The sequence below is a fragment of the Ensifer sp. LC163 genome, from assembly GCF_001695855.1.
Taxonomy (GTDB): Bacteria; Pseudomonadota; Alphaproteobacteria; order Rhizobiales; family Rhizobiaceae; genus Ensifer.
On the sequence record NZ_MBSS01000001.1, the window covers coordinates 348,456 to 365,454 of the forward strand.

The following is a 16,999-nucleotide window of genomic DNA, read 5'->3' on the forward strand; positions in this document are numbered from 1 at the left end:
GGCAGTATGCCGCTCAACGAAGCAACGTTTAGTTGCCGTTGAAATTGATCGATTGCAGCGGAATATCGAGCGGCAGCATAACCAACAATGGCGGGTACATTCACGCGCTTCCGTCCCCGCCTGTCCTCGCCTTGCTGATCAGCGCCATGACTTCGGCATCGGAGGTTTGCTCGAAGTCGCGATAATGCAGGCCGACGGCGCGGAAGAAGGCGGGGGTGGAGAGGCAGACGATGCTATCGACCGATGACCGCAGGCGGGCGATCGCGCTGGCCGGCGCGACGGGAACCGCCACCAGCAGGCTGCGGACACCGGCCCGGCGCAGCGCCTCGATCGCCGCGCGGATCGTGCCGCCGGTGGCGATGCCGTCATCGACGAGCACCACATTGCGATCCCTTGGCGAAAGCGGTTCGCGGTCACCGAGATAGAGTATGCGCCGCCTTGCTATCTCGGCGCGTTGGCGCTCGGTTTCGGCGGCGAGGTAGCCACGCGGCGGCCGCACCAGGCGCACGGCCTCGCGGTTCAGCACCAGTTCCGCCTCTTCGCCATCGACCAGTGCGCCAAGGCCGAATTCCTGATGGCCCGGTGCGCCGATCTTGCGCACGATCAGCACCTCGAGCGGCGCATGAAGATGCATGGCAATCTCGAAGGCAACCGGAACGCCACCACGCGGCAGCGCCATTATCAGGGGCTCCGGCGGCGCCTCGGCCGCCACCGCCTGCGCCAGCCGGCGGCCCGCATCGGCCCTATCCTCAAACAACACCGGTCCCGTGAACATGTCGCCTCTCCCAATCAGCGGAAAGCCTTTTGACACACTTGGCACCGCGTCGCGACCAACCAAACACCCCACCGTCCGGCAGTTGTCATCCAGCATCGCTGGACAACCGCGCCAATCGTAGCAATCGCTAAAATTGCAGCGAATTTCGCCGGATTTCGTTAAGGCGCCAAAGCTACCAATTGACCATGCATATTTGGCTTTGTCGCAAGCCGCCTTCCTCGATTTTAGCACGACGGGCCGTTTCGAAATGAGCTTTCTCCCCGCCCTATCGATCATCTCCCTGCTGCTGATGCTGCCGGTGCTGCTGTCGCTGCGGAAATCCTCGACCCCGGGCGCCGCGGAGTTCGCTTCAGGCTGCGCAACGACGGCCGTTGCCATGGCGCTGGTGATGTTGTCCGAGGTTTCGTCGCTCCGGCCGCTGGCGCTTGTCGGCTATGCGTTTCTTGCCGGCGCCTGTCTCTTCGTTCTTGCCGGGTTCCGCGCATTCTTCGCTCTACCCAGCTGGAGGTCGGCAATCCTGTCGCTCGGCGCAGCCTTGGCTGCCACCATATCGGTTCTGGCAGCCTCGGGCCCGGAGAGTGTCGCAACTCGGGCGCTGATCGCGCTCGGCATCGCGGCCGCCGTCTTCGTGATCGCTTCCATTTTTGTCCTGAGGCTGCGCACGGCCAGCGATCCGACAATACGACGGGCGATCGTCGTCGGGGCTGCCGTTGCCGGCGTGACGCTCCTGCATATCGCCGCACACCTGCCAGCCGCCACCGTGAACCAGACCGGCCCGTTCGCGCAGGTCGCCTGGAATTTCGCGCTGGCGGCCATGTGGCTGCTCTACATGCCGATCCTGTTTCTTGGCGTCATACTCATGGCGCATGACCGCCTTATCGCCGATCTCAAGACCACGATCGCCCGCGACGAGCTGACGGGAGCGCTGTCCCGACGCGCCTTCATCGATCTCGGCGAGCGCCTGTTCGTGTCGTGTCTCGCCCGCACGCGCCCGGCCGCCTTCCTGCTGCTCGACCTCGATTATTTCAAGCAGATCAACGATCGCTACGGCCATGCCGCCGGCGACGCCGCGCTCGGCCATTTCGCCGGTATCGTCGCAGCCTGCCTTGCCGGACGCGGCACCTTCGGGCGCATCGGCGGCGAGGAATTCGGGATCGTTCTGTCCGATCACACGGAGGGGGAAGCGTTTCTGCTCGCCGAGGAGATCGGCCGCACGGTCCGTGACACGCCTATCGGCCGCTTCGGCCAACCGATCCGGTTGACGGTCAGCATCGGCATTGCAAGCGCGGGTCAGGGCGACACCATGACCGACGTGATGGTCCGGGCTGACATGGCGCTCTATGCGTCCAAGGCCGACGGCCGCGACCGCTGCACGATCGCCGGCCGGCTGCAGCCGGATGCGAGCGCGCGCGTGCTTGCCGCCGCCGCCGCGCAGCTTCGCGCTGCCGAAGACTATTCGCGCGCACCGCAACTGCTGCGCGACGCCGGCTGAGGCAACCTCCGCACGGCCCGCCTCTTGCCACCCTTCTTGCAATGACAGCGGCAGAACCTATGTGAACGGGGCAGTCCATCGGAGGAAATCCATGTCCCGTTCGTTCCGCGTCTCGATCCTGGCCGGCCTCGCCGCTGTCGTGACGACCGTCTCTCCCGCCCGCGCCGAAACCGTCGGCGAAGTCGGCGTCGACTGGCTCGGCAACGACATCATCGTCGACGCGGTCAGCGACCCCAAAGTCAAGGGCGTGACCTGTCACGTCACCTATTTCGATCGCGGCGTCATCGACCGGCTGAAGAACGGCAACTGGTTCGAGGATCCCTCCAACAACTCGATTGCCTGCCGCCAGACCGGCCCGATCGAGATCGGCGACATCGATCTCTCGAAGGAAGGCGAGGAAGTCTTCCGCTCCGGGCTGTCACTGATCTGGAAAGATTTGCTCGTCACCCGCATCTACGACCGCAAGAACGACACGCTGATCTATCTCGCCCACTCGCGCGAACTGACCGACGGCTCGGCCAAGATGTCGATCACGACGATCCCGCTCTACGGGCAAACGGTCAATTGGCAGGAAGGCAAACCCAAGCCTTAGAAAAACGGACCCTCCCGGAACGTCGTCCCAGGAGGGTTTTGTCACTCGCCAGTCCCCACACCTGGCGTCAGACCTTCAATGCTCAAAAGGTAGGCGGGACGATACCCTGGTAGTACTCGCCATCACCACCCTGGTAGCGATCAAAAGACGGCTGCTGGTAAATGATACGCGGCGGAGCGGTTCTGTAGATGCTGCCGGTCGGCATGCGGTCAACGGACCCAGAGTCGTACATCATCCTCGGCTGCGCCGTCGTGCGCGGCTGGATGGCATGGGGGTCGATACCCTGGTAATAGCTGTCGGCGAATGCCGGAGCAGCGACACCAGCGATCGCAGTCGATAGAACAAGTGCAGCAAGTGAGTTTCTCAGAGACATTTTCATGACATCAACTCCTATGTCGTTGTCTTTGCATCACCCGGCCTCCGTTCGGGTACGAGCAAGAACGTACCATACACCCACTTGCTCCCCTGATGTAGTTGACGTTTCGCTCACATAATCTCGTGCAACGGTGATGAACATTACGCAACTGTAACTTGACCGGCTCGGCCATGTGGAGCCACAGGCGCCGATACATTTCAGCAAGCATCTGAAAGTTCATGATTTTTTTACAGCCGAAAGGGCGCGCGAAAACGCCGTGCCGTTTTGCGCCGTCGCCGGTTTTGACGACGAGAATGCTGAAAACCATCCGCGACCGTGGAAAGTTCCCGAAGAAAGAAAACGCAAACGGCCCGGAACTTTGTCCCGAGCCGCCTCGAATTGCGTTGCGATGTCGCTGCGATCAGGCCGCCTGGGCCAGTTCGTCCGCAATCACCGTGTCGAGGTTGAGGAAGCAGACCATGGTCTTTTCCAGCGCGACGATGCCGCGGCAGAAGGCCCGCTGCGCCTCCGGAATGATCTCCGGTGCTGGCTGCAGGTCTTCGCTCTTGATGGTCATCATGTCGGAAACCTGCTCGACGAGCAGACCGACCAGCTTGCCGGCGATATCGGTGACGATGATCGCCGAACGCTCCGACGGTTCGGTCATCTTCATGCCGAGGCGGCAGGCCATGTCGATGACCGGGATCACCGCGCCGCGCAGGTTGATGAGGCCGAGCACATAGGGCGGCGTGTGCGGCATCGGCGTCACCGGCGCCCAGCCGCGGATTTCGCGGATCGCCATGATGTCGATGCAGAATTCCTGGTCGCCCAGATGGAACGAAACGATTTCGAGATAGGCACCCGACTGCTTGATTGCGTTGGACATGATCAGAATTCTTCCCAATTCTCACCGGAGGCCGACGTCGATGGCACGGAGCCCGGTTGGTTGCCGAAAGCGCCCGCAAGCTTGCCCATGAGGGCCTTGGCGGGGGATGGAGCTGGACGCGACGTCGATTTCGCCGAGGCGAGGTTGCGCAAAGGCACTGCCCTGTCGGTGCCTCTCGGCACCAGCCGTGCCGATGCCGGCGTTACCGATGTCGGTGTCGCCGTCGTCTTGGTTTGGACAGGAGGAGGCGCCGCCGGCTTCACGCTGGCGGTTACCCGCGAGGGCGCGCTGGAGCGCATCGATGCGTGGGCTGCACGGCCCTCGTGGAACTGGCCGACGAGCTGCGTCAGCTTTTCAGCGTCCTGCGCCAGCGTATGGCTTGAGGCGTTGGTCTGCTCGACCATCGCGGCGTTCTGCTGAGTCATCTGGTCGAGCTGGCCGACGGCCGTGCTGATTTCGTTGAGCCCGGTCGACTGCTCGCGCGCCGCCATGACGATGGAACTCATGTGTTCGTTGATGCGGGCGACGTCGGCACCGATGCGGCCGAGCGCCTCGCCCGTCGCCTGCACCAGCCGGACGCCGGTGCCGACCTCGTTGCCCGAGCGGCTGACCAGCGTCTTGATATCCTTGGCGGCACCGGCGGCGCGCTGCGCCAGCTCGCGCACTTCCTGCGCCACGACGGCAAAACCCTTGCCGGCTTCCCCTGCCCGCGCTGCCTCGACGCCGGCGTTCAGTGCCAGAAGATTGGTCTGGAAAGCGATCTCGTCGATGACGTTGATGATCTTGCCGATCTCGTTCGAGGCATCCTCGATGCGGGCCATGGCGCTGATCGCCTCGCCGACGATGCGGCCGGATTCCTGCGCATTGGTGCGCGTGTCGTCGACCATGCGGCTCGCCTCTTCAGCGCGCTGTGTCGCCGTGCGCACGGTCACCGTGATCTCGTCAAGGGCGGCGGATGTCTGTTCCAGCGAGGCGGCCTGCTTTTCGGTGCGGCGCGCCAGGTCGTCGGCGGCGGTTCGCATCTGGCGGCCGTTCGATTCGATCGAGAGTGCGTTTTCCTTGACGTTGAAGAGCACGTCGCGCAGGCGCTCGACCGTCTGGTTGAAGTTGCGGCGAAGCGTGTCGAGATTGCCGTCGAAGGGCCGGTCGATGCTGACGGCCAGATCGCCTTCGGCAAGCTGCGTCAGCGCCAGGCCGAGGCTGTCGACCGCCGCCTGGATGCGGCGCACCGCCTCATCGCGTTCGCCCTGCTGCTGTTCACGTTCCTTCTCGATCTCGCGGCGGCTGGCCGCGGCATTCTGCTCGAGCGATTGCTTTTCGATGGCCGAGGCGCGGAAGAGGTCGACGGAGCGGGCCATGACGCCGATCTCGTCGCCGCGCTCGAGCGCGTCGACCTTGGAACCGAGCTCGCCCTTCTGGATGCGCTGCATGCTGTCGCGAAGCCCGAGAATGCCGCGGCGCAGCGTGGCGCCATGGAACCAGAGCAGGCCGAGCAATGTCGCCATGGCGACGAGGCCGGCGACGCTCTGCAGCAAAAGCGCATCGGCCGAAACGGCGCGTGCTTCGTCGACCCGCGTCTGAACCAGCTGGGTCGCCGCTTCGGAGAGCTGCGAAAGTGCTGTGCCGAGCCGTTCGCCGGCGCCGTCGATCGCATCGTCGATCTTGCCGAACTCTTCGGTCGAAGCCTTGCCTTCCACCAGCGCCTTCAGGTCAACGCCGATTGCCTGGCGAAGTTCGGCCAGATCCGCGTCGAAGGTCGAAAGCGCGTCGGCCCGGCCGAGCAATGTCGCAAGGGTCTTGATATCGGCCTTGCTCGCCTCGAGGAGGCCGAGCGTGGTTGCTATGCTCGCAGCGCGTTCCGGGTGGATGACGCCTTCGTCGCGGTCGACGATCGTATCCATCGCATTGAGGACGAGATTGGTGGTGGCGAGCCGCATCTCGTCGACGGTGGTCAACCCGCGTTGCGCGGTGATGGCGCCGTTCAGCGCCTCGTTCGAGCGCATGTCGTCATACCAGCCGACGCCGAGCACCGAGCCGAAGCCGACGAAGGCGGCACCGGCGAGCGTGGCAAGCCGCTGGCTGACGGAGAGGTTCTTCTTCAGGGGCGCAGACGTTGCAGTCATAGAGCAGTCCATGGTGACGGACCTGCCCAAAGCCAGGCGAAGTCCTCCGTTAAAATCGATGCGGAAAGCCGGGCTCGATCAAACCGGATGACGTCATGTCATGTAGAGGTGAAGCACTTCACCCGCGTTGGCAAAACACTGGCAAACAGACCTTAAGCATTCGCTAAGGCGGGCACGCAAGTCTGAGGATAAGCCTAGGGTCACGGTCTAAAGCCTGCCGTCCCTTCCCCTCGCCGTTTCCGATGCTATGATGGGACCATGAACACGAGAACGCAGAGATCGATCCGCCTCCCGCTGCTTGCGGGTCTTGCGATGGCGCTCGCTGTCGTGACGCTTGTCGCCTTTCGCGGCTGGATGTCGAACGGCGCCGATATCTTCCTGGCGCTCGCCCAGTCCGGCATTGCCTGGTGCTTCTGATCTGACGAGCCTGTCGGCCGGAGCATTTCCAGGAAAAGTGCGAAGCGGTTTTCCGTCGGGAAATGCGTCAAAACAAAGAGATTGCCTGCGGCAATTGTCCCATTTGCGTGGCCGCGATGGAGACGGTATCAAAAGCCGATCAACCTGATATGGCCGGCCAAGGCCCCAACAAAATCGGTAGCACGCATGAAAACCATTCGCATCGCCCTTTGGGCCGCCGTCGTCGTCATGGCCGGCGTTCTCGGCTGGCTGACCTATGAGATGACCCAGTCGAAGCAGCAGGCCGCCTCCGGCCCCTTCGGCGTGCCCTTCACGCTGGTGGCGCAGGACGGCAAGGAGATCACCGAAAGGGCCTTCGCCGGTAAGCCGACCGCGCTGTTCTTCGGCTTCACCCATTGCCCCGAGGTCTGCCCGACGACACTGTTCGAGCTGAACGGCTGGCTGGAAAAGGTCGACCCGGAAGGCAACAAGCTGCAGGCCTATTTCATCACCGTCGACCCCGAGCGCGATACGCCTGAAATTCTCGGCCAGTACGTCTCCAACGTTTCCAAGCGGATCACCGGCATTTCCGGCCCGGCCGACAAGGTGCTGGATATGGTCAAGGGCTACCGCGTCTACGCCAAGAAGGTGCCGCTCGATGCGGAAAAGCCCGACGGCGACTACACCATGGACCACACCGCCTCGGTGTTCCTGCTTGACGCCGACGGCCGTTTCTCCGGCACGATAGCCTACGAGGAAAACCCGGAGACGGCAGTCAAGAAGCTCGAGAACCTCGCTAAGGGCTAACGTCGGCTTCAGCGCCAATCGAACAGTTTTGAAAGCGCCGGCATCGCCCGGCGCTTTGCGTTTGCCAAGCATTCATGGTAGCGGCGGGGGCTTGCAGCGCCGCGCGCCGGATAGGGCGCGCGAAGATTATGCAGTGTCAGTCGAAGGACAGAGCCTTGAGCGAGATCAGACTTTTCGTCACCACCACCGAGAAGCAGGCGGAAGCCGTGCTCGACCGCATGAGCGAGGTCTTCGGCGAAGAGGATTTTGCCATCGGCACGACGGAAGTCGACGAAAAGCGCGACGTCTGGGAAGCCTCGATCTACATGATGGCGGCCGACGAGGAGAGCGTGAACGAACGGCTGGCCGACGCGCTTGCCGACGGTTTCTCCCATCTTCCAATCGCGCGTGAAGTGCTGCCGGATATCGACTGGATCGCCAAGTCGCTCGAAGGGCTGGCGCCGGTGCGTGCCGGCCGCTTCGTCGTGCATGGCTCCCATGACCGCGACAAGATCCGGACCGGTGAAATCGCCATCGAGATCGAGGCCGGCCAGGCCTTCGGCACCGGCCACCACGGCACCACCGCCGGCTGCCTCGAAGTGCTGGCGACCGTGGCGCGCACCCGCACCGTGCGCAACGTGCTCGACCTTGGCACCGGCAGCGGCGTGCTGGCGATCGCCGCCTGGAAGCTCCTGCATGTGCCGGTGCTCGCCACCGACATCGATCCGATCGCCACCCGCGTTGCCGAGGAGAATGCCCGCCGCAACGGCGTCGTCACCGGCATGACCTTTGCGACGGCCCCAGGCTTTCATTCCACCGCCTTCAGCGGCAACGGCCCGTTCGACCTGATCATCGCCAACATTCTCGCCCGCCCGCTGATGAAGATGGCGCCGCAGCTGACGGCCAATCTCGCGCCCGGCGGCTCGGTGATCCTGTCGGGCATTCTTGCCGAGCAACGCTGGAAGGTGCTTGCCGCCTATAATGGCCAGCACCTGCGCCATGTCCGCACCATCTGGCGCAACGGCTGGGTGACGATTCACCTGGAGAAGTGATTTCGGCTTTCGCCGGCGCGCTCGCGGCTGCCCCTCATCCGCCTGCCGGCACCTACTCCCCGCAGGCGGGGCGAAGGGACCTGCCGCCCCGCTCCACCCAAAGATCAAGCTCCAAACGGCAACGGCCGCCATGGGGCACGTCCCCTCGCCCCGCCTGCGGGGAGAGGGCTAGGGTGAGGGGCTTGGGTCGACATGAAAACGCACACTAGGTAGCAACTGCCGCCTGGGGATTGTGGGTATTGAATGGCTGCTACACAGCAGGATGTAGGGTTTCCATCAGCCAATCAAGCCTGACCAGCGCTTCGCGCTCGGCCAAGTCTGCACTTCCAAAGAGGCCGAAGTCACCATAAATCGGTTTCCACCCTTCTGCGACGAGTTCGCCCTCGATCACATTTTGATACCATTCCTCAGGCTTGATGACGTACACGCCATCGTCACGCTGGACGATCCAAACGCGCCTCAGGCTGTCACCGCCTTGAAGGAGTTTGACCGTTTTGTCTGCAGTGGCAGGCTGTGACTGCATCTTTCTGCCATTCTCCTCAAAAGTAGCATGGCATCCATTTAACGCATCGGAAGCACGACGAACAATGTCGGACCCGCTGTTATACCTAGCTGCGGAAAAACGAAAAGGCCGCCACGTCTATCATGACGGGCGGCCCTTCGAAACAAAGGCGATGCCAGGGGCATCGCCTGCTGGTCGGCTTGAGACCGACCATGCCCGCGAGCCTGAGGAGGAGGAGCGCTCGAGCGGGCGTCTACCGTTCCGAAATTGGCCACCCTTGAGGGAGGAGGAGAACAGAATGACCAACTATTCTCGGAACTGCAGGCTTTTGAACCACCGGATGTTCGTCCGTGTTCGTTGAGGCGGCTTATAAACTATTATTCCGATAGAGATAGCGGCTTCTTGGCATAGGAGCCATGCGCAAAGCGCATATGTATGGTAAATGAGCAATTGCCCTTTAATTCTGTGCACGCCTCGCTGCGGAATTGGTGGGCAGGATCTCGCCTCTTTCCTCCCAAGGGGCGTTTCCGCTAAGATCGCGCATCTTTCCCGCGGTTCTCCGCCCAATTTACCGGAAATCCCTCATGTTTCAGTCCTTTGAAGTCACCTCCACGCCGCAGTTCGGCAAGGAGCGCACCGAAGCCTTGCGTGCGTCTTTCGCCAGCCTCGGCATCGACGGTTTCCTCGTGCCGCGTGCCGACGAGTTCCAGGGCGAGTATGTGCCGGCGGCGTCGGAGCGGCTTTCCTGGCTGACGGGCTTCACCGGCTCGGCCGGCGTCGCCCTCATCACTGAGCGTCAGGCCGTCGTTTTCGTCGATGGACGTTACGTGACCCAGCTGAAGGAGCAGGTCGACGGCCAAGTCTTTACCGGCGGCGACCTCATCGGCGAGCCGCCGCATCTCTGGCTGGAACACAACGGCACCAAGGGCTTCAAGCTCGGCATCGACCCGTGGCTCCACACCGGCGCTGAAGTGCGCCGGCTGGAAAAGGCACTGGCCACGCTTGGTGGCGCCCTCGTCTTCCTCGACCACAACCCGCTTGACCGCATCTGGACCGGGCGTCCGGCCGCCCCGCTCGGCCGCGTCTCCATCCAGCCGATCGAGCAGGCCGGCGAGCTTGCCAAGGACAAGATCGCGACGATCGCAGCCGGTCTCGAAAAGGCCGGCGCCAGCGCCGTCGTCCTGACCGACCCCTCTTCCGTCGCCTGGACCTTCAATATCCGCGGTACCGACGTGCCGCACACGCCGCATCCGCTCGCCCGCGCCATCATCCACGCCGATGGCCGCGCCGAAATCTTCCTCGACAAGCGCAAGACCGGCATCGAGCAGGAAGCCTATCTCACCCAGATCGCCGAGATCGCCGCACCGTCGACCTTCGACGACCGCCTGTCTGCGCTGGGTAGCGCCGGCGCCGCCGTGATGATCGACCCGGACCTCGCCTCCTTCGCCATTTCCGAGCTGATCCGCGGCAAGGGCGGCAAAGTGGTCGAGGCCGTCGACCCGGCCCGCCTGCCCCGGGCCCAGAAGAACAAAGCCGAGATCGAGGGTTCGACCCGCGCGCATCTGCAGGACGGCGCCGCCATGGTCGAATTCCTCGCCTGGCTCGACAAGGCCGAGCCCGGCACGGTCACCGAGATTGGCGCTGCCAACCAGCTGGAGGCCGCCCGCGCCGCCGTCGGCGAGCGCATGCAGAACCCGCTCAAGGACATTTCCTTCGACACCATCTCCGGCGCCGGCTCGCATGCGGCGATCATGCACTATCGCGTCACGACCGACACCGACCGCGCGATCGAAGCCGGCACGATGTTCCTGATCGATTCCGGTGCGCAATATATCAACGGCACCACCGACATCACCCGCACGGTGGCGATCGGCGCTGTTCCGGAAGAGCAGAAGCGCTTCTTCACGCTGGTGCTGAAGGGCATGATCGCCATCAGCAACGCGCGCTTCCCCAAGGGCTCGCGCGGCGTCGACCTCGACCCCTTGGCCCGCATCGCACTGTGGAAGGCGGGCGCCGACTATGCCCATGGCACCGGCCACGGCGTCGGCTCGTACCTCTCGGTCCATGAGGGACCGCAGCGCATCGCCCGGCTTTCTACCCAGGAGCTGCTGCCCGGCATGATCCTGTCGAACGAGCCGGGCTACTACCGCCCGGGCGCCTTCGGCATCCGCATCGAAAACCTGATCGTCGTGCAGCCGGCCGAAGAGATCGCCGGCGGCGACTTGACCATGCTCGGCTTCGATACGATCACCTATTGCCCGATCGACCGCCGCCTGGTGCTGCCAGCACTGCTGACTGACGAGGAGCTGGCCTGGTTCAATGCCTACCACACTGAGACGCGCGAAAAGCTGATGCCGCTGTTGGTGAGCGACGAGACCCGCGACTGGCTGAAGGCGGCAACGAAAGAAATCGCACGCTGAGTCAGGCATTCCGAAAGGGCTGGAGAGTGTTTCCAGCCCTGCCAACGCGCGGCGCAATCGGCAATGCAGCAACCTCGAGCGGAAGAGACGCCTGAACAGCGCCTCAGGCGATCTTCGCGGCACCGATTCACGAAAAAAGGCATTCCAGGCGGCAGCCGCTTCCCGGCTATCCCTGGATCACGATGATGGAGCGGAAAACCGCACACACCTTTCCTCAGCCAGCGCTACTGCATAATTCCTTAAATCGGAATCGATTTAAGGACAAAATTATGCAGCAACTCAAAGTGTTACAGCGACCGTTGCGCGTCTAAATAGACGCGCGGCGCTGTAACGCCGGCTTCTCGAGAAGCAGCAGAAAGGCCCGGGAAAGCCCCGGCTTTTCCGGTCAGATTCCCAACAGCTTCTTAGCCTCGCCGAGCGTTGCCTCCGAAGCGGCGTGATCGCCGGCCTTGTGCTGGTCTTCGCCCTGCTGGCGCAGCTCTTTGACCTTCGCCATGTCGGCGTCGGAAAGAGAGGCGGTCGGCAAGGCCGCATCGATCGCAGCCATCAGCGTGGGGCACTGGCTGGCAAGGGCCGTCGCAGGCACAAGCGCCAGCAAAAGGGCAATCGAGATCCTGGTAATCATGGTCGCTCCTCCACCGCCGGGAGGCAACTGCATGTTTCCTTAGATCCTAGACGATTTGGGGATAAAACATGCAGCAATTCAAAGTGCTACAGCGGCATTTGCGCGTCAGACAGATGCGCGGCGCAGTAGTGCCTCTCCGGCAATCAAAAGATGATAATCCAGGACGCGCCCGCCGCCAATGCCGGTGAGCCAACAGCCTGCCCCGAGGCGTCTTCGACGAGATGACCAGCGGCAGGGATTGCCCGTGGGATGGGCGACCTACAGCACCAGATGGCGGATCAGCATCACCACCACCCAGCCGATGACGAGCATGCGCAAGGTGGAAAGGTTGAGCCCGAGCGCAATCGCGAAGGCGACGAACATCGAGACCGCGACGTCGAAGCCGCCATAGACGAAGGCCGGCGCCACCAGCGTCGTCAACACGGCCGCTGGAACGGCGTTCAGCGCCGATTCGAGCCGCGGCGGAATCTGCTTCATCTGGGTGATGAGCACATAGCCTCCGATGCGGGTTATGAAGGTCGCAACCGCCGCCGCGATGATGAGGTAGATGAGGTTGAGGTGCTGCGGATCCATGGCTCAAGCCTCCTTCTCGATGGCGACGGGCGTTGTTGTCACGGTTTCGGCCGGCGGCAGGCAGGCGGCAAGCAGAATGCCCGCCAGCGCCCCGATGCTGACATGCCAGGGCGAGCCGACGAAATGCATGCCGGCAACGGAGGCAACGGCAGAAACGGCAACGATCGGCAGGAAGCGGTCGCGCTTGCGGAAACCCATCACCAGGCCAAGGAAGTAGATCGGCAGCAGCACGTCGAGGCCGATTGCCTTGGGATCGCCGATCAGCTGGCCGAAGATCGCGCCAAGCAGCGTGTTGAAGATCCAGGGGAAATAAATCACCAGGCCGAAGCCGAGATACCAGGGGAAGGTCACCGGCAGGCCGCGCTCGCCGCGCTTCTCGGTCTCGGCATATTGCGGATCGACCAGCAGGAAGAAGGCGAAGAACTTCTGGACGAGGGTGAAATGCCGGACGTGCTTGGCGATCGAGGCGGAATAGAGCACATGGCGAAAGTTGACGGCGAAGACCGAAAGCACCACCAGCCAGGGCTGGACGTTGTTTCCGAACAGCTCGATGCCGACCATCTGGCTGGCGCCGGCATAGACCGTCGCGCTCATGAACACGGCGTCGGCGATGGTAAAACCGTTGTCGACCGCAAGCGCGCCGAACAGCGCACCGAACGGCGACGCCGCCAGCATGATCGGGAAGCCGCCGCGCACCCCTTCCCAGAATTCGTCTTTTCTCATGGTGTCCTCCCGCGGCACCGGCCGTGGGCGCCCACGGCATGCCGCCTTTAATCGGGATCGATCAAGGCCACATGCAGCATTTCAAAACTGCAACGACCGTCGCGCGCCTGACACGGCGCGTGGCTGTCGTCCTGTGCCGGACAGATAGGCGCTTCGCCCCTGACCAACAATTCAATTGCGCTTATGCAATGATTGAATTTTATGATGCCTGCCTGCTGCAGGCTTGAACGAAATGCGCACGGGCCGGCAAGCGGAGGCGGTTTTGTCCGCGCCGACGTTCTGTTTGCCGAAGATCACTTCCCGGTGGAATAAGGCGCAAGCCGCATGAACCTGCGCCCCACAAAATCGCGGTGTGTTCGTTTGGCGCCGCAAAGTCGCATGAAAGCAAGATGCGTTAGCGCTTGACCTGGAACGTATGCTCGACGCCCGGGAAGGTGCGCGCCTTGACCTCGTTTGCGTATTCCTCGGCCGCCTTGGAGATCGCCGGCGCCAGTTCGGCGAAATGCTTGACGAAGCGCGGCTTGAAGTCGTTGAACAGGCCAAGCATGTCGTCGGAGACCAGGATTTGGCCGTCGCAGGCCGGCGAGGCGCCGATGCCGATGGTCGGCGAGCGCAACTCGCTGGTGATTTCGCGCGCAACCGGCTCGACCGTGCCTTCGACGACGATCGCAAACGCGCCGGCATCGTCGATCGCCTTGGCGTCGCGACGGATCTTGGCCACTTCCTTCTCGTTGCGACCGACCGAGCGATAGCCGCCGGTGGTGTTGACGAGCTGCGGCATCAGCCCGACATGGCCGAGAACCGGAATGCCGCGGCTGACGAGGAACTCGACCGTCTCGGCCATCTCGGCGCCGCCCTCGAGCTTCACGGCGCTACAGCCGGTTTCCTTCAGAACGCGTGCAGCACTTCGGAAGGCCTGTTCCTTGGATTCCTGGTAGGAGCCGAAGGGCAGGTCGATGACGATGCACGAGCTTTCCGAACCGCGCATGACCGCCTGGCCATGGGCGATCATCATGTCGAGCGTGACGCCGACTGTGGTGTCGAGGCCATAGAGCACCATGCCGAGCGAATCGCCGACCAGCAGGAAATCGACATGCGGATCGAGCAGCCGGGCGATCGGTGTCGTATAGGCGGTCAGGCTGACAATCGGGCGCTCGCCCTTCAGCGCCTCGATATTGGCAGGGCTCAGGCGGCGTCTGGAAGTTTGTACGCTCATTCTCAGGCAACCTTTGCAAAATGGGCTGATTTCGGAGCAATCACGCGGTTGTCGAGCAGCTTCGTCGTGCCGAAGCGGACGAAGAGCAGCAGGAGCACCGGCTTGGCGCCGATCGCGCCAATGGTTTCGAGCGTGTCGGGGTCGCGCAGCGCCACGACCTCGGGTCGGGCCAGCGGCTCCGCGGAAAGAAAGGCCGTCACGGCCCGTTCCAGTTCGGCGACATCGGTGATCCCGGACGCGACCAGCCGTTCGGCCTCGGCAAGCGCCTTCGGCACGATGGCAGCCGCCTGGCGCTCCTCAGTGTTGAGGTAGACATTGCGCGACGAACAGGCGAGCCCGTCGGCCTCGCGCACTGTCGGCACGCCGATAATCTCCACCGGCTGGGCGAGATCCTCGACCATGCGGCGGATGATCTGCAGCTGCTGGAAATCCTTCTCGCCGAAATAGGCGCGGTCAGGCTGCACGATGTTGAACAGCTTGGTAACGACGGTCGCAACGCCGGCAAAATGGCCGGGGCGCACCGAGCCTTCAAGCTCGGAGCCGAGCTTCGGCACGTCGACGACCGTTTCCATCGGGCGCGGATACATGTCGGATACGCCGGGCGAAAACAGAAAGTCGACGCCGCCCTCCTCAAGCATCGCCTGGTCGCGAGCGAGATCGCGCGGATATTTGCTGAGGTCTTCGTTGGGACCGAACTGCAGCGGATTGACGAAGATGCTGGCAACGACCACGTCGTTTTGGCCGCGCGCACGACGCACGAGCTCCATATGGCCGACATGCAGATAGCCCATGGTCGGCACGAGCCCGACCGTCTTGCCCGCCCGCCGGTATTCGGCAAGGGCTGCGCGCAGCTCGGTGATGGTGGTGATGGTCTTCAAGTCCGGACCCTCCAATCCGCGAAGGCGCCGATCGCGCCCTGCCCCGCGGCATAGGGCGCTCGGCCGGCTCCGCGAAAAGGCAATTGCACAAAATTTGGCTGCAAACCTCTATCTTGTGCAGCGCAAAAAGACAAACGGAATTGGTGCCGCCGCGAACGGGACGAACCCGGTCATCGCCGACCCATCGCAGATCGGCGAGCGTGCCGCGCGGCCTGAACGGGCCCAAGCCATCTGGCACGCTCGGGCTCACTGGCCCGTAGAACTCGGCACCCGCCACGGCGGATCAAGCCGGTTGGCTCCTGCGAAATAGAGCACGATGCGGTTGCCGGCGGGATCGAAGACTTCGGCCTCCCGCCAAAGCCAGCTCTTGTCGGCGGGGCTGCTGGCAAACAGGATGCCGGCCTCGATCAGCCGGCTGACGGTCAGATCCAGATCGTCGCACTCGAAATAGACGGTGGTCCCGCCGCTGCCCGCTTCGCCCTGATGCAGTGAAAACGAACTGCCGCCATCCGGGCAGACGAAGCGCACGTAATGCGGCCGCGCATCGACGATCGGCCGGAGACCGAGCGTGCGGTAGAATTCCCACCCCGCATCGAGATCGGGCATCGTCACCGTCACCTGGTTCAAACGCATGGTATCCCCTCACATCATGAGCGCTGGCTGACGTCGCCAGCATTATTCGCTGCACCGCCTTTGCGCGAAGTTCAGGCCACGGAGCATCCGTCAGAACCGCTCGCTGTGCAAATGATACGGATCCCGGCACGAACCACTGCCTTGCGAGACGGCCAAGCCGCCCCGCAATCGTCGTTGCACCAAGCCGAATGCATATCTGCGCGGCCCATCGACTTGCACCGCTGCCGATCGGCTTAGGCTTCTCCCCTCACCCGAACTTGACGAGATTGAGCGCCGGCAGCGGCCCGCCCGGGAACTGCACCAGCCTGCCGCCGATCGCCAGCGACCCGAGGTCGATGCCGAAGAAACCGAGGCTGTCGATCAGCGCTGCGACCTCTGCCTTTGCGGCGTCATCATCACCGGAGAAGAACAGCACGCGGCTGCCGCCTTCGGCCTTCGGGTCGCCGGAAAGGAGCGGCGGCAGCAGGTGGTTGAATGCCTTGACGACGCGGGCGCCGGGTACGAGCCCGGCAAAGACCTCGCTCGACAATCGGCCATCGAGCTGCGCCGGCTTGAACAGCGGCGCCTCGATCGGGTTGTTGGCGTCGATGACGATGCGGCCGTTCCAGTCGGGCAGGCCCGCAAGCGCCGTCGGCAGCTTCGACCAGTTGACGGCAACGAGCACGATATCGGCGCTTGCCGCCTCTTCCCGCGTGCCGGCAGTGATGAAGGGTGCGAGTTCGCCGGCGAGCACCCTCAGGCTTTCCGGGCCGCGGCTGTTGGCGATGATTGCAGGGATCGATGCTTTGGCCAGCGCCCGGGCGAAGGCCGATCCGATATTGCCGGATCCGATGATACCGATGGACATGGACATTCTCCTTTGTGCGGCCGCTTAGGAAAGCAGCCGATCTCCAAGGGCTGCAGCGGCTGATCAGGGTTGGTAGGCGGTAGCGGGCGCCGTTTGCGCGCCCGCTGCCTGTCGATGCCGATCGG

Annotated in this window: 18 protein-coding genes; 6 read left to right on the forward strand and 12 right to left on the reverse strand. The window is 63.4% G+C overall.

Features of this window, described 5'->3' with window-relative positions; all coding sequences use genetic code 11:
- Positions 1 to 100: 100 nt before the first annotated feature.
- Positions 101 to 775 (reverse strand): phosphoribosyltransferase, encoded by a 675-nt coding sequence (locus BC360_RS01755; RefSeq protein ID WP_065794019.1) that lies wholly within the window; start codon positions 773 to 775, stop codon positions 101 to 103.
- Positions 776 to 1,022: 247 nt separating this feature from the next.
- Here BC360_RS01755 and BC360_RS01760 point away from each other — a divergent pair, with 247 nt between their 5' ends.
- Positions 1,023 to 2,267, forward strand: a complete 1,245-nt coding sequence (locus BC360_RS01760) for a sensor domain-containing diguanylate cyclase (protein ID WP_065794270.1) — start codon at positions 1,023 to 1,025, stop codon at positions 2,265 to 2,267.
- A gap of 91 nt (positions 2,268 to 2,358) precedes the next feature.
- Positions 2,359 to 2,859, forward strand: coding sequence for a CreA family protein (locus BC360_RS01765; RefSeq protein ID WP_065786814.1), 501 nt, complete (start codon positions 2,359 to 2,361; stop codon positions 2,857 to 2,859).
- A gap of 82 nt (positions 2,860 to 2,941) precedes the next feature.
- Here the strand turns inward: BC360_RS01765 and BC360_RS01770 are convergent, their stop codons facing one another.
- From BC360_RS01770 to BC360_RS01780, 3 genes are all read right to left on the reverse strand, one after another.
- Positions 2,942 to 3,238, reverse strand: coding sequence for a hypothetical protein (locus BC360_RS01770; RefSeq protein WP_065794020.1), 297 nt, complete (start codon positions 3,236 to 3,238; stop codon positions 2,942 to 2,944).
- A 397-nt stretch (positions 3,239 to 3,635) separates the two neighbouring features.
- On the reverse strand, positions 3,636 to 4,100 hold the full coding sequence (locus tag BC360_RS01775; protein ID WP_018326507.1) for a chemotaxis protein CheW: 465 nt from the start codon (positions 4,098 to 4,100) through the stop codon (positions 3,636 to 3,638).
- A gap of 2 nt (positions 4,101 to 4,102) precedes the next feature.
- Positions 4,103 to 6,223, reverse strand: coding sequence for a methyl-accepting chemotaxis protein (locus tag BC360_RS01780; RefSeq protein ID WP_065794271.1), 2,121 nt, complete (start codon positions 6,221 to 6,223; stop codon positions 4,103 to 4,105).
- A gap of 258 nt (positions 6,224 to 6,481) precedes the next feature.
- Between BC360_RS01780 and BC360_RS32285 the strand changes: the two genes are divergently transcribed.
- The 3 genes from BC360_RS32285 to BC360_RS01790 all read left to right on the forward strand — a co-directional run bounded on the left by BC360_RS32285 (position 6,482) and on the right by BC360_RS01790 (position 8,457).
- Entirely contained in the window at positions 6,482 to 6,640 is a 159-nt protein-coding gene (locus BC360_RS32285) for a hypothetical protein (RefSeq protein ID WP_167590793.1), read from the forward strand.
- Positions 6,641 to 6,826: 186 nt separating this feature from the next.
- Positions 6,827 to 7,426 carry an SCO family protein gene (locus BC360_RS01785; protein ID WP_065794021.1) on the forward strand — a complete coding sequence of 200 codons (600 nt, stop codon included), beginning with the start codon at positions 6,827 to 6,829 and terminating at the stop codon, positions 7,424 to 7,426.
- Positions 7,427 to 7,581: 155 nt separating this feature from the next.
- A complete protein-coding gene (locus tag BC360_RS01790) occupies positions 7,582 to 8,457 on the forward strand; it encodes a 50S ribosomal protein L11 methyltransferase (protein WP_065794022.1) in 876 nt (291 codons plus the stop codon).
- Positions 8,458 to 8,707: 250 nt separating this feature from the next.
- On the opposite strand, the gene BC360_RS01795 is transcribed toward BC360_RS01790, so the two are convergent.
- Entirely contained in the window at positions 8,708 to 8,980 is a 273-nt protein-coding gene (locus BC360_RS01795) for a hypothetical protein (protein ID WP_065794023.1), read from the reverse strand.
- Between the two features lie 563 nt (positions 8,981 to 9,543).
- Between BC360_RS01795 and BC360_RS01800 the strand changes: the two genes are divergently transcribed.
- Positions 9,544 to 11,379 carry an aminopeptidase P family protein gene (locus BC360_RS01800; RefSeq protein WP_065794024.1) on the forward strand — a complete coding sequence of 612 codons (1,836 nt, stop codon included), beginning with the start codon at positions 9,544 to 9,546 and terminating at the stop codon, positions 11,377 to 11,379.
- A gap of 385 nt (positions 11,380 to 11,764) precedes the next feature.
- Here the strand turns inward: BC360_RS01800 and BC360_RS01805 are convergent, their stop codons facing one another.
- From BC360_RS01805 to BC360_RS01835, 7 genes are all read right to left on the reverse strand, one after another.
- Entirely contained in the window at positions 11,765 to 12,004 is a 240-nt protein-coding gene (locus BC360_RS01805) for a hypothetical protein (RefSeq protein ID WP_065786809.1), read from the reverse strand.
- Positions 12,005 to 12,262: 258 nt separating this feature from the next.
- Complete coding sequence (locus BC360_RS01810) at positions 12,263 to 12,577, reverse strand: AzlD family protein (RefSeq protein WP_025427706.1); 315 nt, start codon at positions 12,575 to 12,577, stop codon at positions 12,263 to 12,265.
- A 3-nt stretch (positions 12,578 to 12,580) separates the two neighbouring features.
- On the reverse strand, positions 12,581 to 13,300 hold the full coding sequence (locus BC360_RS01815) for an AzlC family ABC transporter permease (protein WP_065794025.1): 720 nt from the start codon (positions 13,298 to 13,300) through the stop codon (positions 12,581 to 12,583).
- Between the two features lie 394 nt (positions 13,301 to 13,694).
- Positions 13,695 to 14,516, reverse strand: a complete 822-nt coding sequence (gene panB, locus BC360_RS01820; protein ID WP_065786806.1) for a 3-methyl-2-oxobutanoate hydroxymethyltransferase — start codon at positions 14,514 to 14,516, stop codon at positions 13,695 to 13,697.
- A gap of 2 nt (positions 14,517 to 14,518) precedes the next feature.
- A complete protein-coding gene (gene panC / locus BC360_RS01825; protein WP_065794026.1) occupies positions 14,519 to 15,394 on the reverse strand; it encodes a pantoate--beta-alanine ligase in 876 nt (291 codons plus the stop codon).
- Between the two features lie 246 nt (positions 15,395 to 15,640).
- Positions 15,641 to 16,027 (reverse strand): VOC family protein, encoded by a 387-nt coding sequence (locus BC360_RS01830; RefSeq protein WP_065786804.1) that lies wholly within the window; start codon positions 16,025 to 16,027, stop codon positions 15,641 to 15,643.
- A 247-nt stretch (positions 16,028 to 16,274) separates the two neighbouring features.
- Positions 16,275 to 16,874, reverse strand: coding sequence for an NADPH-dependent F420 reductase (locus tag BC360_RS01835; protein ID WP_065794027.1), 600 nt, complete (start codon positions 16,872 to 16,874; stop codon positions 16,275 to 16,277).
- Positions 16,875 to 16,999 lie beyond the last annotated feature (125 nt).